The 23,175-nt window shown below is 72.9% G+C and carries 21 protein-coding genes and 3 pseudogenes; 8 read left to right on the forward strand and 16 right to left on the reverse strand.

Going from position 1 to position 23,175, the window contains the following annotated elements:
* The first annotated feature begins 31 nt into the window (after positions 1-31).
* The 5 genes from hypB to hypE are packed head-to-tail and all read left to right on the forward strand — an operon-like array spanning position 32 to position 5,676.
* Positions 32-757: a hydrogenase nickel incorporation protein HypB gene (gene hypB / locus FB157_RS34170; RefSeq protein ID WP_145884552.1), complete on the forward strand. Its 726-nt coding sequence runs from the start codon at positions 32-34 to the stop codon at positions 755-757.
* Complete coding sequence (gene hypF, locus FB157_RS34175) at positions 754-3,156, forward strand: carbamoyltransferase HypF (protein ID WP_145884553.1); 2,403 nt, start codon at positions 754-756, stop codon at positions 3,154-3,156. The genes hypB and hypF overlap by 4 nt, the downstream gene beginning before the upstream one ends.
* A gap of 3 nt (positions 3,157-3,159) precedes the next feature.
* Positions 3,160-3,450, forward strand: a complete 291-nt coding sequence (locus FB157_RS34180; protein ID WP_145884554.1) for a HypC/HybG/HupF family hydrogenase formation chaperone — start codon at positions 3,160-3,162, stop codon at positions 3,448-3,450.
* The gene (gene hypD, locus FB157_RS34185; RefSeq protein ID WP_145884555.1) at positions 3,447-4,592 is read left to right on the forward strand and encodes a hydrogenase formation protein HypD; all 1,146 of its coding nucleotides are present in this window, start codon (positions 3,447-3,449) and stop codon (positions 4,590-4,592) included. Before FB157_RS34180 ends, hypD begins: the two co-directional genes overlap by 4 nt.
* Positions 4,585-5,676, forward strand: coding sequence for a hydrogenase expression/formation protein HypE (gene hypE, locus FB157_RS34190; RefSeq protein ID WP_145884556.1), 1,092 nt, complete (start codon positions 4,585-4,587; stop codon positions 5,674-5,676). Before hypD ends, hypE begins: the two co-directional genes overlap by 8 nt.
* A gap of 58 nt (positions 5,677-5,734) precedes the next feature.
* Here the strand turns inward: hypE and hypA are convergent, their stop codons facing one another.
* The 12 genes and pseudogenes from hypA to FB157_RS47665 form a co-directional block, all read right to left on the reverse strand.
* A complete protein-coding gene (gene hypA / locus FB157_RS34195; protein ID WP_145884557.1) occupies positions 5,735-6,091 on the reverse strand; it encodes a hydrogenase maturation nickel metallochaperone HypA in 357 nt (118 codons plus the stop codon).
* Positions 6,092-6,098: 7 nt separating this feature from the next.
* Positions 6,099-6,248 (reverse strand): hypothetical protein, encoded by a 150-nt coding sequence (locus tag FB157_RS47660; protein ID WP_186581817.1) that lies wholly within the window; start codon positions 6,246-6,248, stop codon positions 6,099-6,101.
* A 59-nt stretch (positions 6,249-6,307) separates the two neighbouring features.
* Positions 6,308-6,514 (reverse strand): hypothetical protein, encoded by a 207-nt coding sequence (locus FB157_RS34200; protein ID WP_145884558.1) that lies wholly within the window; start codon positions 6,512-6,514, stop codon positions 6,308-6,310.
* A 21-nt stretch (positions 6,515-6,535) separates the two neighbouring features.
* Positions 6,536-7,132 carry a DUF5947 family protein gene (locus FB157_RS34205; protein ID WP_145884559.1) on the reverse strand — a complete coding sequence of 199 codons (597 nt, stop codon included), beginning with the start codon at positions 7,130-7,132 and terminating at the stop codon, positions 6,536-6,538.
* Positions 7,129-7,701 (reverse strand): NifU family protein, encoded by a 573-nt coding sequence (locus FB157_RS34210; RefSeq protein ID WP_145884560.1) that lies wholly within the window; start codon positions 7,699-7,701, stop codon positions 7,129-7,131. Before FB157_RS34210 ends, FB157_RS34205 begins: the two co-directional genes overlap by 4 nt.
* The gene (locus FB157_RS34215; protein WP_145884561.1) at positions 7,694-9,487 is read right to left on the reverse strand and encodes a nickel-dependent hydrogenase large subunit; all 1,794 of its coding nucleotides are present in this window, start codon (positions 9,485-9,487) and stop codon (positions 7,694-7,696) included. The genes FB157_RS34210 and FB157_RS34215 overlap by 8 nt, the downstream gene beginning before the upstream one ends.
* A 76-nt stretch (positions 9,488-9,563) precedes the next feature.
* A complete protein-coding gene (locus tag FB157_RS34220) occupies positions 9,564-10,625 on the reverse strand; it encodes a hydrogenase expression protein HypE (RefSeq protein WP_145884562.1) in 1,062 nt (353 codons plus the stop codon).
* Between the two features lie 57 nt (positions 10,626-10,682).
* Positions 10,683-12,239, reverse strand: a complete 1,557-nt coding sequence (locus FB157_RS34225; protein ID WP_145884563.1) for a hypothetical protein — start codon at positions 12,237-12,239, stop codon at positions 10,683-10,685.
* Positions 12,240-12,420: 181 nt separating this feature from the next.
* Positions 12,421-12,837 (reverse strand): annotated as a pseudogene (locus tag FB157_RS34230) (LysR family substrate-binding domain-containing protein); the annotation flags it as partial.
* Positions 12,838-13,053: 216 nt separating this feature from the next.
* Positions 13,054-14,199: a PP2C family protein-serine/threonine phosphatase gene (locus FB157_RS34235; protein WP_145884565.1), complete on the reverse strand. Its 1,146-nt coding sequence runs from the start codon at positions 14,197-14,199 to the stop codon at positions 13,054-13,056.
* Positions 14,196-15,311 (reverse strand): FUSC family protein, encoded by a 1,116-nt coding sequence (locus tag FB157_RS34240; RefSeq protein ID WP_145884566.1) that lies wholly within the window; start codon positions 15,309-15,311, stop codon positions 14,196-14,198. The genes FB157_RS34235 and FB157_RS34240 overlap by 4 nt, the downstream gene beginning before the upstream one ends.
* Before the next feature lie 129 nt (positions 15,312-15,440).
* Positions 15,441-15,535 (reverse strand): annotated as a pseudogene (locus FB157_RS47665).
* A gap of 178 nt (positions 15,536-15,713) precedes the next feature.
* Between FB157_RS47665 and FB157_RS34245 the strand changes: the two are divergent.
* The gene (locus FB157_RS34245; protein WP_145884567.1) at positions 15,714-16,682 is read left to right on the forward strand and encodes a PHB depolymerase family esterase; all 969 of its coding nucleotides are present in this window, start codon (positions 15,714-15,716) and stop codon (positions 16,680-16,682) included.
* A gap of 6 nt (positions 16,683-16,688) precedes the next feature.
* Here FB157_RS34245 and FB157_RS34250 read toward each other — a convergent pair whose 3' ends face one another.
* Positions 16,689-17,336 (reverse strand): DedA family protein, encoded by a 648-nt coding sequence (locus FB157_RS34250; RefSeq protein ID WP_145884626.1) that lies wholly within the window; start codon positions 17,334-17,336, stop codon positions 16,689-16,691.
* 267 nt (positions 17,337-17,603) lie between these two features.
* Between FB157_RS34250 and FB157_RS48870 the strand changes: the two are divergent.
* Positions 17,604-17,992, forward strand: a pseudogene (locus tag FB157_RS48870) (sugar phosphate isomerase/epimerase); the annotation flags it as partial.
* Positions 17,993-18,136: 144 nt separating this feature from the next.
* Positions 18,137-19,696 (forward strand): hypothetical protein, encoded by a 1,560-nt coding sequence (locus tag FB157_RS34260; protein ID WP_145884568.1) that lies wholly within the window; start codon positions 18,137-18,139, stop codon positions 19,694-19,696.
* Between the two features lie 36 nt (positions 19,697-19,732).
* Here FB157_RS34260 and FB157_RS34265 read toward each other — a convergent pair whose 3' ends face one another.
* From FB157_RS34265 to FB157_RS34275, 3 genes are all read right to left on the reverse strand, one after another.
* Positions 19,733-21,055: a hypothetical protein gene (locus tag FB157_RS34265; RefSeq protein ID WP_145884569.1), complete on the reverse strand. Its 1,323-nt coding sequence runs from the start codon at positions 21,053-21,055 to the stop codon at positions 19,733-19,735.
* A 114-nt stretch (positions 21,056-21,169) separates the two neighbouring features.
* Positions 21,170-22,018, reverse strand: coding sequence for an alpha/beta fold hydrolase (locus FB157_RS34270; protein ID WP_222440994.1), 849 nt, complete (start codon positions 22,016-22,018; stop codon positions 21,170-21,172).
* 118 nt (positions 22,019-22,136) lie between these two features.
* Positions 22,137-23,105 carry a LysR family transcriptional regulator gene (locus tag FB157_RS34275; protein WP_145884570.1) on the reverse strand — a complete coding sequence of 323 codons (969 nt, stop codon included), beginning with the start codon at positions 23,103-23,105 and terminating at the stop codon, positions 22,137-22,139.
* Positions 23,106-23,175 lie beyond the last annotated feature (70 nt).

Consider the following 23,175-nt stretch of genomic DNA (forward strand, 5'->3'; position numbering starts at 1 on the left):
CTTTGCCGCACGACTCCGAGGAGCTGCGCCCATGTGCCGGTCCGACGTCAAGCAGGCCGTCCTGGCGAAGAACGACGACCTGGCCGCGAGCCTGCGCGACGATCTGACGCGACAGGGCGTCGCGGTGGTCAACCTGCTGTCCAGCCCGGGCAGCGGCAAGACCGAACTCCTCGGGCGGATCCTGGCCCGAGCGGTGGAGCGCGGCGTTCCGGTCGCCGCGCTCACCGCCGACCTCGCGACCGAGAACGACGCCGTCCGGCTGGCGCGTTCGGGCGCCCCCGTCCAGCAGCTGCTCACCGACGGACTGTGCCATCTGGAGGCCCGGCAGGTACGCGGGCGCCTGGAAGGCTGGCTGCCGGCGGACACCGCGGTGCTCTTCGTGGAGAACGTCGGCAACCTCGTCTGCCCGGCCTCGTACGACCTCGGCGAGACCCTGCGGATCGTCCTGATGGCGGTGACCGAGGGCGAGGACAAACCGCTGAAGTACCCGACCGCGTTCGGCTCGGCCCACCTGGTCGTCGTCACCAAGACCGACCTGGCCGAGCCGGCCGGCTTCGACGAGATGACCTTCCGGGCGAACGTCCAGCGGGTCAACCCGGGGGTGGAGATCGTACGGTCGTGCGCGCGCACCGGCGACGGCGTCGACACCCTGCTGGCCCACGCCCTCGCCGCCCGGCACGGCGCCCCGCCGCACCGGCCTCCGCTCGCCCCGCATCCCCACGGTCACCACCACGCCGCCTCCGCCCCCGTCTCGTGACCGCACCCGTCTCCGGACCGGTCCGCCGCCGGATCACCGTGCGAGGCACGGTGCAGGGGGTCGGCTTCCGGCCGTTCGTGCACCGGCTGGCCGCCGACCTGGAGCTGGCCGGGTTCGTCAGCAACACCGCGAACGGCGTGCTCATCGAGGTCGAGGGCCCGATGGGCGAAGTGGGCAGGTTCTTCGACCGGTTGACCGAGCAGCCGCCCCCGCTGGCGGCCGTGACGGGTGTCGGCTTCGAGGACGTCCCCGCCACCGGCGTCACCGGCCCGTTCACGATCCGCCCCACCGAGCAGTCGGCGGGCCGCACCCAGCTCCCGCCCGACACTGCGACCTGCGCCGACTGCCTGCGCGAGCTGGCCGATCCGGCCGACCGCCGCCACCGCCACCCCTTCATCACCTGCACCCACTGCGGCCCCCGCTTCACCATCGCCACGGGGATGCCGTACGACCGCGCGGCCACCACCATGGCCGGCTTCCCGATGTGCCCCTCCTGCGCCCGGGAGTACGGCGCCCCCGACGACCGGCGCTTCCACGCCCAGCCCGTCGCCTGCCCCGACTGCGGCCCGCGGCTCCGCCTGATCCCCGCCGACGGAACCGACGTCCGCCCGGCCCGGGACACGGACGCCCTGGCCACGGCTCGGGCGCTGCTGGCCGCGGGCCGGATCGTCGCCGTGAAGGGCGTCGGCGGCTACCACCTGGCCTGCGACGCCACCGACCCACGCGCCGTCGCCACCCTGCGTGCCCGCAAGGAACGCGGCGGCAAGGCCTTCGCCGTGATGTGCGCCGACCTCGGGACGGCGGAGCGCGTCGCGGCCCTCTCCGACGCCGAACGCGCCGCACTCACCAGCGCCCGGCGCCCCATCGTCCTGCTGCGCAGACGCACCCCCACGGACGGGCTCCGCCTCGCCGACCAGGTCTGCCCGGGCAGCCCGCACGTGGGCGTGATGCTGCCCTACACCCCCGTGCACACCCTGCTGTTCGGGCTGCCCGGCGATCCCCCCGGCCCCCGGGCACTGGTCATGACCAGCGGCAACCGCTCCGGCGAGCCCATCGTCACCGACGACGCCGAGGCGCTGACCCGGCTGGCCTCACTCGCCGACGCCTGGCTCGCCCACGACCGGCCCATCGCCTCCCCGTGCGACGACTCCCTGCTGCGGGTGCGCCCCGACGGCACCGAACAGGTGCTCCGGCGCTCCCGCGGCTATGTCCCCCGCCCGCTGCGCCTCCCGCTCCCGGTCCGTCCCACGCTCGCCGTCGGCGGCGACCTGAAGAACGCGCCCTGCCTGGGCGAGGGGGACCTCGCCTGGTTCGGTCCGCACATCGGCGACATGGGCGACCTGGCCACCCTCGAAGCCGCAGAGAGGGCCGAACTGCACCTCGGCCGCCTCACTGGAGTCACCCCCCGACTGGTGGCCGCCGACCGGCACCCCCGTTATCACTCGACGGGTTGGGCACGGACACGATCGACCCGACTCGGACTCCGGTCACCGACGCTGGTCCAGCACCACCACGCCCACATCGCCTCGGCGATGGCCGAACACGGCCTCGACGGCACCACCCCCGTCATCGGCGTCGCATTCGACGGCACCGGGTATGGCGACGACGGCACCGTGTGGGGCGGCGAGGTGCTGCTCGCCGACTACACCGGCTACCGGCGCTTCGCCCACCTCGCCCCGGCCCCGCTGCCCGGCGGGGACGCGGGCGTCGCCAACCCCTGCCGGCTGGCGCTGGCCCGGCTGTGGGCGGCGGGTCTGCCGTGGGAGCGGGACCTGCCGAGTGTCGCCGCGTGCTCGGAGTCCGAACGCACCGTGCTGCGACAGCAGTTGGAACGCCAGGTGGCATGTGTCCCCACGTCCGGTATGGGCCGTCTCTTCGATGCCGTGTCGTCTCTGGTCGGCGTGTGCCACCGCGCCGGGTACGAGGCGCAGGCCGCGCTGGAGCTGGAGGCCGCTGCGACGGAGGCGTGGCACGCGGACACCAGGGCGTACCGCTTCGGTTTCCGGACCCTCCCGCCACTCCACGAAGTCCCCTCCGTCCGGCCTCTCGGCGCACTGGACCGGGCGGGCAGATGGGAGATCGCACCCCCGCTGCGGGCCGTCCTCGCCGACCTGCGGCGCGGCACCCCCACCCCCGTGCTCGCGGCCCGATTCCACCGGGGCGTGGCCCGGGCCGTCACGGAGATCTGCCGGCGGGCCCGCGGCACGACCGGCCTGACCACGGTCGCCCTCACCGGAGGCGTCTTCGCCAACGCCCTGCTGGAGGAGGAGTGTGCCGCCCTGCTGGCCACGGACCGGTTCACGGTCCTCCGGCACCGCGAAGTACCCCCCAACGACGGCGGGTTGGCACTCGGTCAGCTCATGGTCGCGGGAACAGCAACCAACCACGAGACGGAGTGACCCATGTGTCTGGCAGTGCCCGGCAAGGTCGTGGCCATCGACGACGGCGCCGACCCGCTCACCGGGCTGATCGATTTCGGCGGAGTGCAGAAGCAGGCGTGCCTCGAGTACCTGCCCGATGTGCGGGTCGGTGAGTACGTCATCGTCCACGTCGGGTTCGCCCTGCAGCGCCTGGACGAGGAGTCGGCCCGGGCGTCCCTGGAGCTGTTCGAGCAACTCGGACTGCTGGAGGAGGAGTTCGGCGACGCCTGGGAGCAGGCGGCCCGGCAGGAGAGCGGGAGTGAGGCCCAGTGAAGTACATCGACGAGTTCAACGACCCCGATCTGGCACGCCGGCTGCTCGACGAGATCCGGGCCTCGGTCACCCGCCCCTGGGCGCTGATGGAGGTCTGCGGCGGCCAGACCCACTCCATCATCCGGCACGGCATCGACCAACTCCTGCCGGAAGAGGTGGAGTTGATCCACGGTCCGGGCTGCCCGGTGTGCGTCACACCTCTCGACATGATCGACAAGGCGCTGGCGATCGCCGCCCGGCGGGACGTGATCTTCTGTTCCTTCGGCGACATGCTGCGGGTGCCCGGCACCGACCGGGACCTGTTCCGGGTCAAGGGCGAGGGCGGTGACGTACGGGTGGTGTACTCGCCGCTCGACGCTCTCGAACTCGCCCGCAGGAACCCGGACCGGCAGGTCGTCTTCTTCGCGATCGGCTTCGAGACCACCGCCCCCGCCAACGCCATGGCCGTGCACCAGGCCCGCCGCCAGGGCGTGCACAACTTCACCCTGCTGGTGTCCCATGTCCGGGTCCCCCCGGCGATCGACGCCATCATGTCGGCGCCCGCCTGCCGGGTGCAGGGCTTCCTCGCCGCCGGGCACGTGTGCAGCGTGATGGGCACCGCCGAGTACCCGGACCTGGCCGAGAAGCACCGGGTCCCGGTCGTCGTCACCGGCTTCGAACCGCTCGACATCCTCGAGGGCATCCGGCGCGCCGTCCACCAGCTGGAGCGCGGTGAGCACCGGGTGGAGAACGCCTACCCCAGGGCCGTACGCGAGCAGGGCAACCCGGCGGCCCTGCGCATGATCGAGGAGGTGTTCGAGGTCACCGACCGCAACTGGCGCGGCATCGGGCCGATCCCGGTCAGCGGCTGGCGCCTGACCGACGCCTTCCGGGCCTACGACGCCGAGCACCGCTTCGACGTCGCGGGCATCCGTACCGAGGAGCCCGCCGCCTGCCGGGCCGGCGAGGTGCTGCAGGGCCTGATCAAGCCGACCGAGTGCGCCGCGTTCGGCACGACCTGCACCCCGCGCACCCCACTCGGCGCCACCATGGTCTCCAGCGAGGGCGCCTGCGCCGCCTACTACCTGTACCGCCGGATGACCGACGCCCCGGCACGGCAGGGATCCCGCATCCCGCAGGAGGAGATGAACCCCGTTGGCTGACCTCGCCACCGAAGCGGCCGAAGCGACGGAAGCGCCCGTCGACCCCGCGAACTGGACCTGCCCCGCACCCCTGCGCGACCAGCCGGTCGTGGTCATGGGCCACGGCGGAGGCGGCGCGCTGTCCGCTGAGCTGATCGAGCAGGTCTTCACGCCCGCGTACGGCAACCCCACCCTGGCCGCCCTCACCGACTCGGCCGTCCTCGACCTGGGCGGCGCCCGGCTGGCCTTCTCCACCGACTCCTACGTCGTACGGCCGCTGTTCTTCCCCGGCGGCTGCCTGGGCGACCTCGCGGTCAACGGCACCGTCAACGACCTGGCCATGAGCGGCGCCCGCCCCGCCTACCTCTCCACCGCCTTCGTCCTGGAGGAGGGCGTGGAACTGTCCGTCGTCGGCCGGATCGCCGGCGCCATCGGTGCGGCGGCCGAGGCGGCGGGCGTCACCGTCGCCACCGGCGACACCAAGGTGGTCGAGTCCGGGCACGGCGACGGCGTCTACGTCACCACCGCCGGCATCGGCCTCGTCCCCGACGGCGTCGACATCCGCCCGCAGCGCGCCCGGCCCGGCGACGCCGTCATCGTCAGCGGCCCGATCGGCCTGCACGGCGTTGCCATCATGAGCGTGCGGGAAGGGCTGGAGTTCGGGGTCGAGATCGCCTCCGACACCGCGCCGCTGGCCGGTCTGGTGGCCGCCATGCTGGCGGTCACCCGGGACATCCACGTGCTGCGCGACCCCACCCGGGGCGGGCTCGGCGCCTCGCTCAACGAGATCGCCCGCGCCTCCGGCACCGGCGTACGGCTGCGGGAGCGGGCCATTCCGGTCCCGGACGAGGTCGCGAACGCCTGCGGCTTCCTCGGCCTGGACCCGCTCTACGTCGCCAACGAGGGCCGGCTCGTCGCCTTCGTGCCCCGGGAGGAGGCCGAGGCCGTGCTCGCGGCGATGCGTGCCCATCCGCAGGGCACCGGCGCGACCCTCGTCGGGGAGTGCGTCGAGCAGCATCCCGGCATGGTCGTCGTGGCCACCGGACTCGGCGGCACCCGGGTGGTGGACCTGCCACTGGGGGAGCAACTGCCCCGCATCTGCTGAGCCGCCCGGACAGCGGTCGGCCCCGCCGGAGCCCGGGCTCCGGCGGGGCCGACGGCCGTCAGGGCCGGGCCGTGGCCGCCTCGACGTCCGTGATCTCCAGTTCCCTGCCGCTGCGCAGGTCCTGCGAGGGCCGGTCGCAGCGCGGGCACCAGAAGAAGGGCGGCATGCCCAGCGCGAACTCCTCCGCGCACCCGCCGCACCAGGCCCGCGCCGTCACCTGCTCGACCACCAGCCGGGCCGCGGTGAGGGCCGTGCCGTCGCGGGCCACCTCGAAGGCGAAGTGCAGCGCGTCCGGCACCACTCCGGCCAGCTCGCCGACCCGGACGGTCACCGACGAGACGTCGTCGGTGCCGTCCGCCCGGGCGATCTTTTCGGCCTGTTCCACGATCGCCGTGGCGATCGACAGCTCGTGCACGGCCGGATCAGGGGTAGCGGCGGTTCGCGCGGACGCCACCGGTCATCCGGTAGATCCGCAGCTCACGCACCACACCGGGCAGCTCCTTCACGAACAGGGCCAGTGCCAGACCGCCCACCAGAGCGGCCTGCGCGAGCAGTACCTGACGTCCGGACATCGCCGACCTCGCTCTTTTCGCCGTTCGGCAGCGTTTGTTCACGCTCTCTCCCTGCTCTCTCATCCCGGTGAGATGTTCGGCATCACGTCCAGCAGGGCGTCATGCCGCTTCGAGTGGATCCCGGTGGAGCGGCGCGCGTCGGCGGTGCCGTCCTCGTGGTGTCCGCTCTGGTGTCGGTAGGGGCCCCGGTTGCCCTGGTGCAGGCCCGGCACATGGCTGGGCGTGTCGGGCCTCGCCTGGGGGCGGCCCACTTTGATGCTGCCCATGTCTGTTCTCCTTCCAGGTCCTCACGAACGCTCGGTGAGCTCCGCGAAGAACCGCTCCACGGCCGGCCAGACCCCGTCGCCACCGGACAGGCCCCGCCACTCGCGGCGGACGAGGGCGACCATCCGGAAGCAGTCGTCGACCGGCACGATCCAGTGCTCGTCGAGGCCCCGCACGGTGTTCATCAGCAGCGCCTCCACGTCGGGTGCCATGGAAGCGAGCTGCGGAAACGTGGCGGTCAGCCGCTGCCAGGCCGCCGTGTCCACCTCCCAGCGCATGGCCCCGGCCGGGCTCGGTCCCTGCGCGGTGACCGTGCCGTCGGAGCGCGGCACGAAGAACACCAGGCCCACCGGCACGCCCAGGACCGCCGTGTCGACCGGCGGCAGCCGCAGCCGGCGCCGGGGCACGAGCCGGTAGTGCCCCTCGCCCGCCCCGTCCCCGGCGAACAGCACCGAACACGGGCCGCACACGCAGCGCACCTCGGCGGCCTCGATGTCGTACAGGTGGGGGTGCGCGTCGGCCACTGGGGCGGCACACAGTTCGCACACCTCGGCCTCGGCGGTCGCCGTGCGGCCGGCCGCCGAGCGGATGACGCGGGCCAGCGCCCCGTCCGTGATCACCGTGTCTCCTGCGGCTGCTGAGCGGTCCGGCGCGTCAGCGTCGTCAGGGGTACGAAGGCCGGGGCCGCCCGCCGCTCGTCGGCGACCGGCTCCACCGCCTCCAGCTCGGGGGCGGCGGCCAGCACCGCCGCGCGGACGGCCGCGGTGACGTCGGCCGACCCGCTGCCGCACCCGGAACCGCAGCCGCCGCCGGTGCTCACCCGCACCCGGGCCACCCGTCCCTCCACACCGGCCCACTCCAGGTCGCCGCCGCGCTCGCGGACCGCCGGCCGCAGCCGCTCGACGGCGCGGGCGGCCCGCGCGTCGGCGGACTCGGGGTGGATGGCGTGCAGCACCAGCAGGTGCCCCAGCAGCTCGTCGTCGGCCAGGAGCCCGCGCAGCCGCTCGTCCGCGTGGTCCAGGACCCGGGCGAGCGCCTCGCCGTAGACCTCGGTCAGCAGCGTGACCGACTCCAGCGCCTCACGGGCGGCCGGGCCGGGCACGGACTCCAGCCCGGCCAGCACCTCGTCGAGCCGGGCGAGCCGCGCCTCCACCGCCGGATCCGGGAGCCGTACGGCGGGGTCAGGCATGTCCGGCTCCGTACGTGGGCGAGTGCACCGTCGACAGCGTCTTGCCCTTGCCCATGTACATGTGCACCCCGCAGGGCAGACACGGGTCGAAGCTGCGCACGGTGCGCATGATGTCGACGCCCTTGAAGTCGTCGGGCCCGTTCTCCTCGAAGATCGGCTGGCCCTGGACGGCGTCCTCGTACGGACCCGGGGTGCCGTACATGTCGCGCGGGCTGGCGTTCCACGGGGTCGGCGGGTACGGGTGGTAGTTGGCGATCTTCTTGTCGCGGATCACCAGGTGGTGCGAGAGGACACCGCGCACGGCCTCGTGGAAGCCGCAGCCGATCGCCTCGTCGGGCACCTCGAAGTTCTCGAACACCTTGGAGTCGCCGTCGCGGAGCATGCCCATCGCCTCCTCCAGGAACTGCAGGGCCATGGCGGCGGCGTAGGCGACGAAGTACGGCCGGGCACGGTCCCTCTCGATGGTGTTGCTCCACTTGGGGATGTGCCACTCGAGCGTGGTCTCCGGCAGCGTCTCGCCCTTGGGCAGCGAGATGCGCACGCTGCTGCCGGTGGCCTTCACGTACGGCGTGTCGACCAGACCGCTCAGCGCGGTCGTCCACAGCCGGGCGAGGGGCCCGCCGCCGGTGTCGAGGGCCAGGTGCTCACCGGTCCCCGAGTGGTGCCAGCGCGGGCTCATCACCCAGCTGTACTTGCCGCCGAAGTCCCGCTTCTGCGGCACCGGCACAGTGGTCTGGTTCCACGGGTGACGCATGTCGACGGGGTTGCCGAGCGGGTCGTGGGTGACGAACGGCTGCTCGTTGACCCAGTCCTCGTAGAAGGAGCTGCCGAGCATGATCCGCAGGCCGAGGTTGATGTCGACCAGGTTGTTGGTGACCAGTTCGCCGTCGACGACGATGCCGGGGGTGACGTACATCGCCTTGCCCCACTCGTTCATCGTCGCGTAGCGGTAGTCGACGACGTCCGGGTTCTGCCAGGCGCCCCAGCAGCCGAGCAGGATGCGGCGCTTGCCGACCTCCTCGTAGCCGGGCAGCGCCTCGTAGAAGAAGTCGAAGACGTCGTCGTTCATCGCCACGGCCTTCTTGACGAAGTCGATGACGCGCATGAGCCGGCTGAGGTAGTCGGTGAAGGTGTTGGGCTGCGGCATCGTGCCGACACCGCCCGGGTACAGCGTCGACGGGTGGACGTGCCGCCCCTCCATGAGGCAGAACATCTCCCGGGTGACCCGGCTGACCTTCAGCGCCTCCTTGTAGACCTCGCCCTCGAAGGGGTTGAAGGCCCGCATGATGTCGGCGATGGTCCTGAAGCCGTGGACGTCCCCGCGGGGCGCGTTCGTACGCTCGGCACGGGCCAGCACAGCGGGGTTGGTGGCCTTGACCATCGCCTCGCAGAAGTCCACGAACACCAGGTTGTCCTGGAAGATCGTGTGGTCGAACATGTACTCGGCCGCTTCGCCGAGGTTGGTGATGTGCTCGGCCAGCTTCGGGGGTTTGACGCCGTAGGCCATCTGCTGGGCGTAGTTGGAGCAGGTGGTGTGGTTGTCGCCGCAGATGCCGCAGATGCGCGAGGTGATGAAGCCGGCGTCGCGCGGGTCCTTGCCCTTCATGAACACCGAGTAGCCGCGGAACAGCGACGAGGTGCTGTGGCATTCCACGACTTCCCGGTTTGCGAAGTCGATCTTCGTGTAGATGCCCAGGTTGCCGATGATCCGGGTGATCGGATCCCAGGACATGTCCACGATCTGCTCGGGTTTGCGTTTGGTGGACCGGGAATGTGTGGTCGTCATCTGCGGTACTGCCCCTTGCTGTTCGGGTGCGGCTGGTCGGTGGCGGGATGCGGGACGAGCGGCGTCGTGGCCGGCGTCACGGGCGGTAGCGCGGGTCGTAACCGCTGGTCAGCTTCTGCTTGTTGTGACGCCACTTGGGCTCGTGGTTCACCATGTCGTTGGTCAGGCCGCGCAGGCGGCGGATGACGGCGCCGTAGGGCTTGATGACGAGGGAGGACAGAGTGCCTCCCGGGGGCTCGTCCATGAAGGGCATGAAGGCGTCGGGGAAGCCGGGCATCGTGCACCCGATGCAGATCCCGCCGACGTTCGGGCAGCCGCCGATCCCGGACATCCAGCCCCGCTTGGGCACGTTGCAGTTGACCACCGGCCCCCAGCAGCCCGTCTTCACCAGGCACTTGGGCGAGTTGTAGTCGAGGCCGAAATCGCCCTGCTCGTAGTACGAGCCACGGTCACAGCCCTCGTGCACGGTCCTCCCGAACAGCCACTGCGGACGCAGCATGTGGTCGAGCGGGGGCGGGGGAGCGGCACCGGCCGCGTGCTGGAGCACCCAGATCAGGGTCTCCATGAAGTTCTCGGGCTGGATGGGACAGCCGGGCACGTTGACGACCGGGAGCCCGGCCTGCGACTTGAACTCCCAGCCCAGGTAGTCCGCGAGGCCCATGCAGCCGGTGGGGTTGCCGGCCATGGCGTGGATGCCGCCGAAGGTCGCACAGGTGCCGGCGGCCACCACCGCCCAGGCCTTGGGCGCCAGCTGGTCGATCCACCAGTTCAGCGGCAGCGGCTGGCCGGTCTCCAGGTCGTTGCCGAAGGACGTCCAGTAGCCGTCGCCCTCGATGATGTTCTGGTTCGGGATCGAGCCCTCGATGACGAGGATGAACGGGGCCAGGTCGCCGCGCGCAGCCGCCCGGTACGGGGCGAGGAAGTCCTCGCCGCCCAGGCTCGGCGAGAGCACCTTGTTGACCAGGTTGACCTTCGGCAGGCCCGGGATGAGGCCGAGCACCACGTCCTCGAGGGAGGGCTGGTCGGCGGCCGTCAGGGAGACGGTGTCGCCGTCGCAGCTCATGCCCTCGGAGATCCAGAGGATATGGATCTCGTCGATCGCGTCGCGCTCCTGGGTGGCACTGGTCTGGGTGGTCATGTCGTCCGCCTTTGCTGCGGTCGGTGGGGGAGTCGGTGAGCGGCGTGCGCCGGCAGGTCAGGGGTGTCCATCGAGCCGTCCCTCCTCCGGCCCGTCGGCCGGACATCGGGGCCGCGGGGACTGCGGCCGGGGTGGGTGGACCGGGTCGGCGGGACCCGGCGCGTGTGCGCCGCCGAGCGGTTCGACCTCGTCGGGCCGGAAGTAGTGGAAACGGCCGTACCAGCCGTGCAGTTCGGCCGCGGGATCGTCGTCGACGGTCACCGCGAGGTGCACGCTGCCGTCCACGTCGTGGAAGACCGCGGCCACCCGCGCGGTCCGCCCGTCCAGGAACATGTCCTGGGCGTCGGCACCCCGGCCGCGCGGCCGCAGCCGCACCCGGCTGCCACCGCCGACGGGTACGCCGTCCACGAGCACCGTGTCGGTCGTCGGGGAGAGCCCCTGGTCGGCGCCCTCCTGCCACCACGCGGGCCGTTCGGCCGGGTCCTCGGCGACGGCGGCGGGTGTGACCGGAGTGAGTGAGCGGATGGCGCCGTGCAGTCGGGCGAAGACCTCCTGGGGCATGCTGTCGACACGGTCCAGGATCCGCGCGGCCCGCGGGTCGGTGGCCCGCGCCTCGGCCTTCTCCTCGTCCGTCAGGAGCATGGTGCGCAGCGTCAGGATCTCGTCGATCTCCGCCGCGTCGTGCAGGTCGCCCGGGCTCTCCGGCGCCACCTGCGGACGGTCCGGGAGGATGATCGGGGAGGACAGGACGACCCGACCGACCGGTCCCGTCTCCTGCGGCTCGCCGCCCAGGACAGGAAAGGTGAACGCGTTGCGGCAGTCGCGCGCGGGGGCCTGCAGATCCGTGGGCGGATCGATCAGGGAGACGAACTCCACGCCCTCGCCGCCGAGCAGGGTGTGCGCGGCGAGCAGCGCATGCCGCAGCGCATCGCCCCGGGCGGCCTGGACATCCGGTGCGCGCCCGGTGTTCTCGGTGCGCACCCGCAGCCGGCAGACGTCGTCGGTGACCCGCTCGGCCACGACCGTCGTACGGGCCCGGACCTGTTCACGTCGCCGCACGACGCGCCCGGCACCCCCGGGCAGCGGCTCCGTCTCCTCACCGGGCGGCGCCCCGGCCTCGGCTCGGCACTCGCCGCGCAGCAGATCGGCCAGCGGCCACTCGAAGCCGACCTCGTGCGGCACCGCCTCGTCGAAGGTGAGATGGGCCGTGCCGTCGTCCGTCCGCAGGGACTCGACCGGGCGGTACTGCCCGTCCGTACCGGCCGCTTGCACCTGCTTGTGCTGCATCTGGAGGTATCGCACCCGCACCCGCACGACCGCTCCGGGCTGCCGCACCCGCACCAGGCACTCGGTCTGCTGGTACCAGGAGTCCGCGGAGCCGGAGAGGCCCGGGGTGAGGGGCCCGTCCGCCTCCGCCCAGTCCCGGGGCAACAGCACCCCGAACTGCCAGCGGACGCGGTTCTTGGCCGAGGAGCGGCGGTACGGGTAGAGCAGGTAGCCCTCGTAGAGGACGGCATCGGCGACCGCGCTCACCTGCGCGAAGGCGTCGCCGGACGGGTCGTTGCCCGTCACGGCGGTACACGCCACGCCACTCACGCCGCCCGTCCCGGCCATTCCGCCTCCTCGTTACAGGTGCACCCGCCGATTCCTTCCACCACGGTCACACCCCTCACGGGTGCTCGCCCTTCCGGCGGACCGGGATTGGGCCGGGCGGGGGACAAAGCCGCGTACGAGGGCTGGGAGGCCGGAGCCGCTCACCGGTCCAGGCCGGTGTGCACGCCTGTCCTGCCAGGTCGAGGCAGCAGCGGACGAAGTCCTGTACGACCGGATTGCGGTCGTCGGCGGGTGCCCAGGCCACGCCCACCCGCGTCGGACTCACCCTGGTGACCGGTCGGTACACGATGCCGGGCCGGGCGTAGAACCGTGCGGCGGACTCGGGCGCGAGGGCGATCCCGTAGCCGCTCGCGATGGCGTTCAGCCAGTCGTCGGGCTGCTCGGTCACCGCGCCGACGCGGACGGGCCGGCCCTCGCGCTCGTCGGCGGCCGGCCAGTGGTCGCGCCACGCTCCGGTCTCCCGCGGAGCGGCGACGAACGGCTCGTCCCACAGCTCGCGGAAGGCGACGGTGTCGCGTGCGGCCGGCGGGTGCGTGGCGGACAGGGCGACCCAGCGCGGTTCGCTGAACAGCTGCTCGACACGCAGGGTTTCCTGGCCGGCACTGGCCTCGGCAGCGCTGGCGATGGCTGTGATCGTCCAGCGTGGGCGCCGACTTCCCGGCGGCGCTCGGCGAACGCCTTCGGAGCAGGCGGTGGACGCGCTCCGCGAGGTCTTCGTGGAGCTGAGGGGTCGTCACCCGCGGCCGCACTCGGACGGGTTGCACGTCACGCACGCGGATCTGGCCGGCTCGCCCCTCGGCACCTGAAGGCGCTCTCACGGCAGCCGCTCCAGTGCCACCAGCGCCGCGTCGTCGCCGAGGTCGCCGTCGACGTGGTGCAGGAGGGCTCGGCGCAGGGCGGAGACCATGGCGGGCAGCGGGCGGTCCGCGTGGGTACGGGCGTGGGCGGGGAGGTCGTAGAACCGGCCCCGGCGGTCCCGGGCCTCGACGAATCCGTCCGTGTACAGCAGGAGCCGGTCGCCCGGGGCGAAGGGCAGCGTTGTCGCGACCGGTTCCACGGCCAGGAGGTCGCCGAGTCCGAGCGGTGGCCCGGGCCGGTCGGGCAGGTGAGCCCGGACCTGGCCCGCGCGCACCACGAGCGGCTCGGGATGACCGCAGTGGACGATGCGGGCGACCGCCTCGCCGGGCGGGAACTCCACCAGCAGGGCGGTCGCGAACCGTTCCGTGAACAGCGCCTGCGTGCCCTGGCCGTCCAGTGCCGCGATCTCCCGTCGGGCGCGCGAGTCCAGGCCCTGGGCCACCCTGGCCAGGGACGCCTCACGGTCGGCCAGCTCCCGGAACGCGCCGAGCAGGTTCGCGGATGCCTCGACGGCCGTCAGCCCCTTGCCCCGCACGTCGCCGATGAGGATGCGGGTGCCGTAGGGCGTCTTCAGCGCCTCGTAGAAGTCGCCGCCGATCCGGGCCTCCGACTCGGCCGGCAGGTAGACGCCGCACAGGGCCAGCGAGCGGATCCGGCCCGGCAGCGGGTGCATCAGCGCACGCTGTGCCGTCTCCGCGACGGAGCGGACCTGCCGCAGCTGCCGTTCCCGGCGCCGGCGCAGCGAGCAGGTGGCGAGGGAGGCGAGCCCGACCACGGCCAGGGTGCCCAGGACGACGTCCGAGTCGGGGCGGCCGAGCTGCCCCGCGGCCATCTGCAGCAGCGCCGTCAGGGCGAGCGCGGCGCAGGCGAGGGCCGTCGTCGCCCACATGGGGAGCAGGGCTGCGGCCAGGACCGGCACGGCGGCCATCACCGGCGAGACATGGAGCCAGTCCGGCGTCAGCAGGTCGGTGAGGGCGACGGCAACCAGGAGCAGGACGGGGGCCGGGGTGAGGGGCAGCCGGGTCCGGACGGGCGGGGCGGGGCCGGTGAGGTCGGTGGGCGCGGTGTCGCCGTGCGGGTGATCCGTGGGGTGAGAGGTCATCGTCGCTGTGCGGGCCGCAGCGGGCTGAGCACCCGGTGCTGCCGGGTCGGAGCGGGTACGGAGGTGGTCAGGCAGGACAGGACCGCGTCCAGGTGATGGACGAGATGGCGGTCCTGCTCACGGTCGACCGGTGAGTCACGGTCGGGTCTGTCCAGACGGGCGAGGGCGTGCCGGGCCGCCGGCAGCGCGGGGTGGGGCCGCCCGCCCCGGCAGCCGTAGACGCACAGGGCCGTCGTACGCAACAACCCCGCGTACGGCCCGGCGAACCCGTCGGCGGCGGGAGCGCCCTCGCCCGGCGGACCGGGCCGGTTCACCGCGGGTCGCGTGTCGAGGATGCGTCCGGCCGCGCACACCTGCTGCTCCACGTCGGCCAGCGTCCCCATGACGCGGCGGTCCAGGTGCCAGCGGCGGCGCCGAGCGATGGGGCGTACGTTCCAGCGCACGCTCTCGTGCGCCTCGTCCACGGCGGTACGGGCTTCCGCCAGCGCGACGTCGAGTTCCCGCTCCCAGCCGGAGCCGAGCACGTTCCGCGGCCGCTCCCGCCGGGCGACCGCGTCGGCCAGACCGTCCAGGTGGCGGGCGAGCAGAGTGCGCAGCCGCTCCACGGCGTGCTCCGCGGACCGGACCCGTACGGCCGGGAACAGCAACGCGCTGCACGCCAGGCCGAACGCGATGCCCAGCATGATCTCGGCGAGGTGGGAGACCACCTCGGCGGGATGCCGGCCACGGACCAGGGCGAAGGTGATCAGTGCCGTCGTCGGCAGATGCAGGCCCTGGTGGCCGAGCAGCTCGTGCCGGGCCAGCAGCACCGAGGCGAAGACGACGAGGCCGAGACCCGCCATTCCCGGCTCGACGTACAGGGCGGCGGGTACGGCGACGGCCACGCCGAGCAGGCATCCCGCGGCGTACCGGGTCGCCGCGGCGACCGTGCGCACCACCGTCGCCTCGACGATGAGCAGTGCCGCCACGGCGCCCACATAAGGATGGGGTGTGTGCAGCAGGTTCACGCACACCTGCCAGGTCAGCCCTGCTGCCACCGTCGCCCGCGCGGCGTCGGCGCAGCCGGCTCGTCCGAAGGGCATAGCGAGGGCGGATATCCGTGCACTGCGCATGCCTTTCGTGCTCCTTCCCTCAGCCGGACTTCCCGTGCCCGCCCGGGCGGGCACGGGGCAACAGCCCCCCAGAGTAATCGGACAAATGGGGCATCTGGCAAATAAGGAGCAGATCAAGGTTGTGGTGGGCGGAGAGGGCAGGATTTGAACCTGCGTGGGCCCCGTGGGGCCCGACCTTGAGGCGTGCTCGTAGGTCCCCGATCAGCCACTCCGGGCACCTCTCCCTGTTCCCGGCTTCCGGATTCCCGTGCCGTTCACATCAACTACGGTGCCGGACCCCGCTGACGCGACGGTGACGTCTCACTGACGTGCCGAGCCCGCTGCCGGGCCCACTCGTGGCGACCGCACTATGGGGTCCGGCCCCATAAGCGCAGCCGTGCCAGGCTCCTAGCATCTGCGGCCATGCAGACCAGAGCCGCACGCCTGACAGCCGCCCTGGTGGCCCTCGTGGCCGCCTTGGCCGCCGGACTCCTCACCCCCCGCACGGCGGCCGCTGCCGCCTCCCTCGGCGAAGTCACCGGGTTCGGTTCCAATCCCGGTGCGCTGCGCATGTTCCGCTACGACCCCCCGGATCTGCCGGCGAACGCCCCCGTCGTCGTCGCCCTGCACGGCTGCACCCAGGACGCCGGGTACGCCGTCAGCAGCGGCTGGACCACGCTCGCGGACCGCCGGCACTTCTCCGTCGTGGTCCCGCAGCAGTCCGCGGGCAACAACCTCGGCAAGTGCTTCGACTGGTTCCGGTCCGGGGACATCGAGCGCGGGGACGGCGAGGCCGCCTCGATCGCGCAGATGGTGGACCGCCAACTCGCCGACGTCCAGGGCGACCCCTCGCGGGTGTTCGTCACCGGCCTGTCCGCCGGGGGCGGTATGACGGCGGTGATGATGGCGGCCTACCCCGAGAAGTTCCGGGCGGCCGGCATCGTCGCCGGGCTGCCGTACGGCTGCTCCGAGGCGGCCGGTGGACCTTACCCGTGCATGTACGGGTGGGCGAATCAGATCCCGGCCCAGTGGGGCGACCGGGTCCGCAGGGCCCGCCCCGGATACACCGGCCCCTGGCCCACGCTCACCGTCCTCCAGGGCTCCGCCGACGCCACGGTGAAGCCGTCCAACATGACGGACCTGGTCAGGCAGTGGACCGACGTCCAGGGTGCCGATCAGAGCGCGGACGTCTCCGACACCGTGGCGGGGTACCCGCACCAGGTCTACCGGACCCCCGCCGGGCAGGCCGTGGTGGAGACCTACAGCGTCACCGGAATGGGCCACGGGCAGCCCGTCGACCCGGCGACCGGCTGTGGCACCGCGGCCCCGTACGTCCTCGACGTCCACCTCTGCGCCGCCTACCGGCTCGGCCTCGCCTGGGGGCTCGGCTGACCACGGTCAACCCTCGGTCCGACCGGAGGCCCGCCGCTCGCGCCGCGTTCGGCGGGCCTCCACCAGCAGTGGCAGCAGGGAGACGACGACGATGAGCGCGACCAACGGCAACAGGTACTCGTCGACGCGGGACGCCGAGGAACCCAGGAGATATCCGGCGAGTACCAGGCTCTGGGACCAGAGCAGGCCGCCGAGGGTCTGCCAGACGGTGAACGTCCGCACAGGGACGCCGAGCGCGCCGGCCGCCGGGTGCAGCACGGAGCGCAGCATCGGGACGAAGCGGCCGAGCACCAGCGCCTTGCGGTATCCGTAGCGGGCCAGCATCCGTTCCGCCCGGGCCGTGCCCTCCTTCACCCGCCGCCGCGAGGTGCGGGCCAGCAGGGGGCGCCCGCCGTGCCGCCCGAGCAGATAGCCCGCCTGGCCGCCCGCCACGGCGCCGACGGCCGCGCACAGCAGGACCTGCCACAGCACCAGCCGCGCCGGCTGCTGAGCGCTCGCCGCGCACAGCACACCGGCCGGGAACAGCAGCGTGTCACCCGGCAGGAAGAAGCCGACGACCAGCAGGGACGACTCGGCGAAGATCACCGCCAGGACGCCCAGCGCACCGAAGGCAGCGAGCAGCGAGGCGCTGTCGGTCGGATTGACCGCGATCACCGCCCTCGCCTCCCGGCCCCGCTCGTCCGTCGCTTCCCTCAAGTGTCACGTGGCCGGGGTCCGGCTGCCCGGACAGCGGAGTGGACGGGACCGCAACGGGCGGGAAACACCTTCGCCGGGCCCCGGCTCCTGGACCGTCCGGCTCTTCCCGGAGGTGCCGTCCGCCGGCGGACGGTCCCGCGCCCACCCGGGTGACCTGCGGGGTCCCGGGCGCTGCTCGGTGGCCGCCGCGCGGGCCGCCCAGCTCGGGCGGCAGCGGGTCGACGCAGCTCCTGCAAGGCCGACTGGGACGTGGCCGCCGACAAGCGGCGCGCGCTCGGCGCGATCGCCCGCCGCGCAGGGCTGCCCGACCCGCAGTCGGCATCCGCTAGCCGGAGTACTTCCTGGCCGTCACGGACCCCCGGCTGATCCGGCTGGAGACGGACGTCCTCCGGGCGCACGTCGCCCAGTACAAGTTCCGCACCCGCACCGCCCACGACGGCTCCACACGGACGGACGTCTTCGACCCGGCCGCCCTGGTCACCCGTCACGACAAGCGCTACCCGCTGTTCCACACGAAGGACCGCGTCGTCAACACCACCGGCGGCATGGGCTACGACATGGTCCCGTTCGGCACCGGTGTCATCGACTACCGTTCGTCCTTCCTGGCGGCAGGCACGGGCGGAGGGCCCTGCCGCGCCGTCACCAGGCCCTCCGTACCGGCCGGACCAATGTCCGGACACCCTCTGTCAGGTCCGTGGCCCCAGCCTTACACTGCCGATCCGCAGTATTTCGGGGGAAGTTGACGGGGGGAGACCAGCATGTCCGATCCGTACGGTCCGCACCAGGGATTCGCCGTACCACCGATGCCCTCGGCGCCACCGCCCGCGCCGCCCGACGGCGGGCGGGCGGCAGCCGTCGCCGTACTCAACCTGAGCGGACTCGGCCTCGGGTACGCACTCCTGCGAAGATGGGTCCTGACGGCCGCCTGCCTGGCGGCGACCGCCGTCCTGCTGTTCGTGGCCCTGCCCGCCGACGCCGACGGCGTCCCGGGGGCCGCGCTCACCGTCTACGTCCTGCTCCTGCTGGCGGCCGCCGTCCACGGAGCGATCGCCGGACTGCGCACCCGGCTCACCTGGCCGGGCCGAGCGCCCCTCGCCCTCCTGCTCGGCGTACTGCTGCTGACCGTACCCGCAGGTGGCGTGGTCTGGTACGACGACGCGCACGAGGAAGCCGTGCAGCAGGCGCTCCTCGACCGCCTGGACCAGGCCGACCATCTGGTGACCAAGGCCGGCCGGCACAGGTTCGCCACCGCCCGGGGCGACTACGGCTCGGCTCTGGAGATCTACCGGGACCTGGCGGCCGAGCACTCCGGCTCCCGCGCCGCCGCCCAGGTGCCCGACCGCATGCGGAGCTTCTACACCACGGTCGGCGCGGCCTACGGGCACCAGGAGTACTGCGACGCCATCGAGCCGCTGAAGTACCTGCGCACGGTGCCCCGCTTCATGCCGAAGAAGGAACTCGGCTCGCTCGGCCAGTGGCCCGACGACCGGCTCGCCACCTCGTTGTACGAGTGCGGACGGGCGGGCCTGACGGCGGGTCAGGCGGACTGGGTCACACGCTTCGACGACCTGCTGACCACCTTCCCGCAGTCCGGGCCGGCGGCGAAGGTCGCACCCGCCGTGGACGCGGCGGTGAAGAAGGCCGAGAAGGACGTCGACGGCGGCGCCCCCTGCGCCGCCGTCGAGAAGCTGCGCGACCTGAACACCCGGATCACGGACCTCTCGGGGTCGGCGGGCAGTGCGGCCGACGGTCTCACGCAGTCCGCCGACCGGGCCGACCGGAGCGGCGACGCGGGGGAGTACGCCTGCGGCGTCGACCAGTACCGGGACCGCGACTTCGACGCGGCCCAGAAGACGATGGAGCAGTACGTCTCCGACAACAGGAACGGCAAGAACCGGGACCGGGCCAAGAAGATCGCCATCGGAGCCGAGGTGGCCCAGACCCTGCCGGCCGCCGGGAAGAAGCTGCCCACCACCGCCTCCGGCGGCAGCATCACCGTCACGGTCAAGAACGACAGCCCCGACGACGTCACCGTCCTCTACACCGGACCGGTCACCGGCAGCTTCACACTCAAGGGGTGCGGCAGCTGCAAGTCGTACGGCCTCGCAGACACGCTGAGGATCGGCTTCAAGCCCTGCAACGGCGGCAAGAACTATCCGCAGCGGACGCTCAGTCTCCCCGTCGGCACCACGTACTTCGTGCACAAGCCGCACGGTGACAGCACCGCGACGCCGGCCTCGGACACGGCCAAGCTCCGGTCCGGGTACATCTACACGGAATGCGCCTACACGACACGGACGCTGGGCTCCAGCTACTGACCGTGCGGGGCGGGCCGAGGCCCGCCCCGCCGCTCGTCAGTCCCGTCGCCCGGCGCGTCGGCGTACCACCAGGACGGTGCCCGTGCCGAGGACCACGGCCCCGGCCGCGGCGGCCGCGAGCGGCAGGACCGAGCCGGTACCGGTGCTCGCCAGGTTGCCGCCCGTGGCGGCGGATCCCGAGGTGCCGGTGGTGGCGGTGCCGCCCGTGGTGCCGGAGGAGGATCCGGAAGCCGAACCGGACCCGGACCCCGACCCGGTGCCGGACCCCGAATCACCGGTGGACCCCGCATCACCGGTGGACCCCGTGGCGGACCCGCCGGTGGAGCCGCCGGTGGACCCCGTCGAGCCGCTGCCGCCCGTGGAGCCGTCACCGGACACGTCGAGCCGGATGTCCGCGGTGTCGTTCGCCTTGTCGGTGTCGAACGGCCGGGGCTCTCCCGCGAGTGCCACCGAGCCCTTGGCCCCGGCCACCAGCTTGTTGATCTTCAGCCGGAACTCGTACGTCTCGCCGCTGTTCTCGTCGACCCACGCCTCGCTGGTGCCGCACTCGTACGTCCGCGACCCCACGCTCTTGCAGAACCCGTCGGTCTTGGCGACCGACGTACCGGCCGGCACGGTGATGTGCACGCGGGTCGCCCCCGCGCCGATCTCGCGCAGCACCCAGCCGGGCCCGGCGTTGGTGAACCTCACCACCAGCGGGACCGTGTCCCCGACCCTTCCCTCGAGCCGGGCGCCGGTCACCTGGAAGTCGGCCGTGTTCTTCGCGGTCACCTTCACGGTCGCCGCGTCCCACTCCTCGTGCCGGGCGGAGCCGGGTGCGGCCGGAGTCTCGTCGGGCCGCTCGACCAGCTTCACCGCCGGGCCCGTACCCCGCACGGGCGGCGGGCCGGCGTCCGTGAACGCGGGGTCGTACGCGGCGACCGTCACCCGCAGCTCGTCGTAGAGGGCGCGGTCGAGTGCCTTCAGGGTCAGGGTCCGGTCGGGTGCGTAGACGACACCGGGCTTCACCTGCTGGTCGAACTCGCAGACCACGTCCGAGGAACTGGGCGCCTCGTCGAAGGACGGGATCTCGTAGCGCAGGCAGTTGGCGGGCACCTCGGTGTGGCTGAGCCCGCGGGTGACGGAGTAGGACATCCACACCTTGCCGAGCGCCTCGCTACCGGTGTTGGTGAAGGAGGCCGGGACCGTGACCTCGGCGCCGGGGCGCACTCCGTCGAGCGGCGCGATCCTGCCCAGCACCAGACCGGGTCTCGCGTCGGCGGCGCCGGCGGGCGCGGCCCCGAGCGCGATCAGGGCGACGGCGCCGAGAGCACCGGCGGTCTGGCGGAGTAAACGGGGGCCGGAGAGCGTGGGGGGCATGAAATCCTCTGTGTGAATCGACTGCCACGGACAGCTGAACCGTGCGGGAACGCGCGTTCCCGCACGGGAGACCTCCGTCATCGCCTGATGGTTGTACGGAGCCCGGGCCGCAGGTCACCGCCTGGCGTGCCGAACCAGCCACTCCAGGGCCGCGGCCGCGTCGCTCAGGACGGAGAGGTGGCCGTCGTCCGGGCGAAGCCGGAGTTCCGAGCGTGGGCAGCGGTTCGCCAGCCACTCGCCGTGGGTGCTCGGCACGATCCTGTCCCGACCCCCGTGCAGGACGAGGACCGGCGCGGTGACCGACCCGGGGTCGCAGCCCCACGCGTGAACGTGGGCCAGGTCGTCGTCGACGAGTCCGCCCGGACCTGCGGCCACGGCCGGCTTCACGACCTCCTCGAACCAGGACCAGTCACCGGCCAGGGCCGCGTGGTCGGCCGAGGTGAACATCCCGGGGTCGTAGACCGCCTCCGCCTCGTACTGCTCCTTCGCCTCGCGGCCCGTGGCGGCCGCGGTCAGTGACGCCCGGCAGGACGTGGCCATGCCGGCGAACCAGTCGAGCCCCTCGGCGTCGAACGGGGCCAGACCCGACACCTCGACCACGCCGAGCACCCGTTCCGGCAGTACGGCGGCACACGCCAGGGCGTGCGAGGCGCCCCCGGAGTGACCCATGACGGCGAAGCGGTCGATGCCGAGCGCATCGGCGATGCGGGCGACGTCGGCGGCGGCCGATGCGATGCCGCGGCCGTCGAGCGGGGTCGAACCGCCGTATCCGGGGCGGTCGTACGACACCCAGCGGACCCCGAGCCGGGCCGAGGCGGGGAAGAGGGGCCTGGGCGGCAGGCCCACGTTGGGTGTGCCGTGATGCCAGAAGACGGGGAGAGCGCCGGATGGGCCGGCGCCGGTGTCGTAGACGTGCAGTCTGCGCCCGTCGGGCAGCTCCAGGTCCGATTCGGTCACGTGGATGTTCGTCACTGCGCGGGTCCTTCCGGGCGGGTGCCGGGTACTCGACGCGTAACAGACCCCGCGGACTCCCGGAACTCATCGCCCGGCCGAGCGGCGACAGTCCGTGGGCGCGGCGCCCTCAGGTCCGAACCGGGCGGAGCGGCCGGGCCGGTGGTCCGGGTCTTCGGCGCTCCAGCCATTCCTGATACGCCGGGGCCTGGTGGGCCGCCTCCCAGTAGGCCTCCTCCAGCTCTCGGGCGCCGTGGTCGAGTTCGGCCGCCGTCCGGGCCGCGAGCAGCAGCCGCACCCCTATCGGGTCGCCCTGCAGCGGCCGGACGGCGAGGTCGGGGCGGGGGCGCGCGGTCGGCTGGCTGACGGTCACGACCTCGCCGATGGCGGCCAGGGAGTAGGCGCTGAGATAGTCGCCGTGCAGCAGGTCGGGTTCGATCCCGGCCTTGCGCAGCACCCGGCACAGACCGTCCCACTCGCCGTCGACGGAGGAGTCGATCATCCAGCGCTCGTGGGCGAGGTCGGTCAGGGGTATCTCGCGCTGCGCCGCCGCGGGGTGGTCGGCGGCCAGGGTGACGAACTGCGGTTCGCGCTCCACCAGGACCCGCAGGCGCAGCCCGGCCGGGACACGCAGCGGGCTGCCCTCGACCTCGTGCACGAAGGCCAGGTCGAGCCCGCCCTCGGCGACCATCCGCAGCAGGGCGTTCGCGGACACGTCCATCCGGAGGCTGGGGTCGACCGCCGGGACCCGGGCGCGCAACCGGCGGAGCCAGCCCGGCAGGGCCCGGCTGGCCGTGGCGCCGATGCGCAGCCGGGGACCGCCCGCCGCGCGAGCGGCCGCTGCCCTCGCCTCGGCCACGATCGCGGCGAGTTCGGCGACGAGCGGCCGGGCGCGGCTGACCACGAGGTGGCCCAGCGGGGTGAGGCGGCTGCCGGTACGGTCACGGGTGAAGAGCCGGCCGCCGAGCGTCTGCTCGATACGGCGCAGCTGGGTGCTCAACGAGGGCTGGGCCATGCCCAGTTCGCGAGCGGCCTGGTGCAGACTGCCGGCGTCGGCGATGGCGCACAGAACGCGCAAGTGCCTCACCTCGAGCTCCATGCACGGAGCGTAAGGGCAGGGGCTGATGGGGCGCCAGATGTTCAAACGCCAACGGAACGGCTGGAGTTGG

This window comes from Streptomyces sp. BK340, assembly GCF_007827595.1.
GTDB lineage: Bacteria > Actinomycetota > Actinomycetes > Streptomycetales > Streptomycetaceae > Streptomyces.

Coding starts and splice junctions, on each gene's coding strand:
- hypB (WP_145884552.1), top strand. CDS start 32: ATGTGCCGGTCCGACGTCAAGCAGGCCGTCCTGGCGAAGAACGACGAC.
- FB157_RS34180 (WP_145884554.1), top strand. CDS start 3,160: ATGTGTCTGGCAGTGCCCGGCAAGGTCGTGGCCATCGACGACGGCGCC.
- FB157_RS47660 (WP_186581817.1), bottom strand. CDS start 6,248: ATGTCCGGACGTCAGGTACTGCTCGCGCAGGCCGCTCTGGTGGGCGGT.
- FB157_RS34200 (WP_145884558.1), bottom strand. CDS start 6,514: ATGGGCAGCATCAAAGTGGGCCGCCCCCAGGCGAGGCCCGACACGCCC.
- FB157_RS34210 (WP_145884560.1), bottom strand. CDS start 7,701: ATGCCTGACCCCGCCGTACGGCTCCCGGATCCGGCGGTGGAGGCGCGG.
- FB157_RS34215 (WP_145884561.1), bottom strand. CDS start 9,487: ATGACGACCACACATTCCCGGTCCACCAAACGCAAACCCGAGCAGATC.
- FB157_RS34220 (WP_145884562.1), bottom strand. CDS start 10,625: ATGACCACCCAGACCAGTGCCACCCAGGAGCGCGACGCGATCGACGAG.
- FB157_RS34225 (WP_145884563.1), bottom strand. CDS start 12,239: ATGGCCGGGACGGGCGGCGTGAGTGGCGTGGCGTGTACCGCCGTGACG.
- FB157_RS34235 (WP_145884565.1), bottom strand. CDS start 14,199: ATGACCTCTCACCCCACGGATCACCCGCACGGCGACACCGCGCCCACC.
- FB157_RS34240 (WP_145884566.1), bottom strand. CDS start 15,311: ATGCGCAGTGCACGGATATCCGCCCTCGCTATGCCCTTCGGACGAGCC.
- FB157_RS34245 (WP_145884567.1), top strand. CDS start 15,714: ATGCAGACCAGAGCCGCACGCCTGACAGCCGCCCTGGTGGCCCTCGTG.
- FB157_RS34260 (WP_145884568.1), top strand. CDS start 18,137: ATGTCCGATCCGTACGGTCCGCACCAGGGATTCGCCGTACCACCGATG.
- FB157_RS34265 (WP_145884569.1), bottom strand. CDS start 21,055: ATGCCCCCCACGCTCTCCGGCCCCCGTTTACTCCGCCAGACCGCCGGT.
- FB157_RS34275 (WP_145884570.1), bottom strand. CDS start 23,105: ATGGAGCTCGAGGTGAGGCACTTGCGCGTTCTGTGCGCCATCGCCGAC.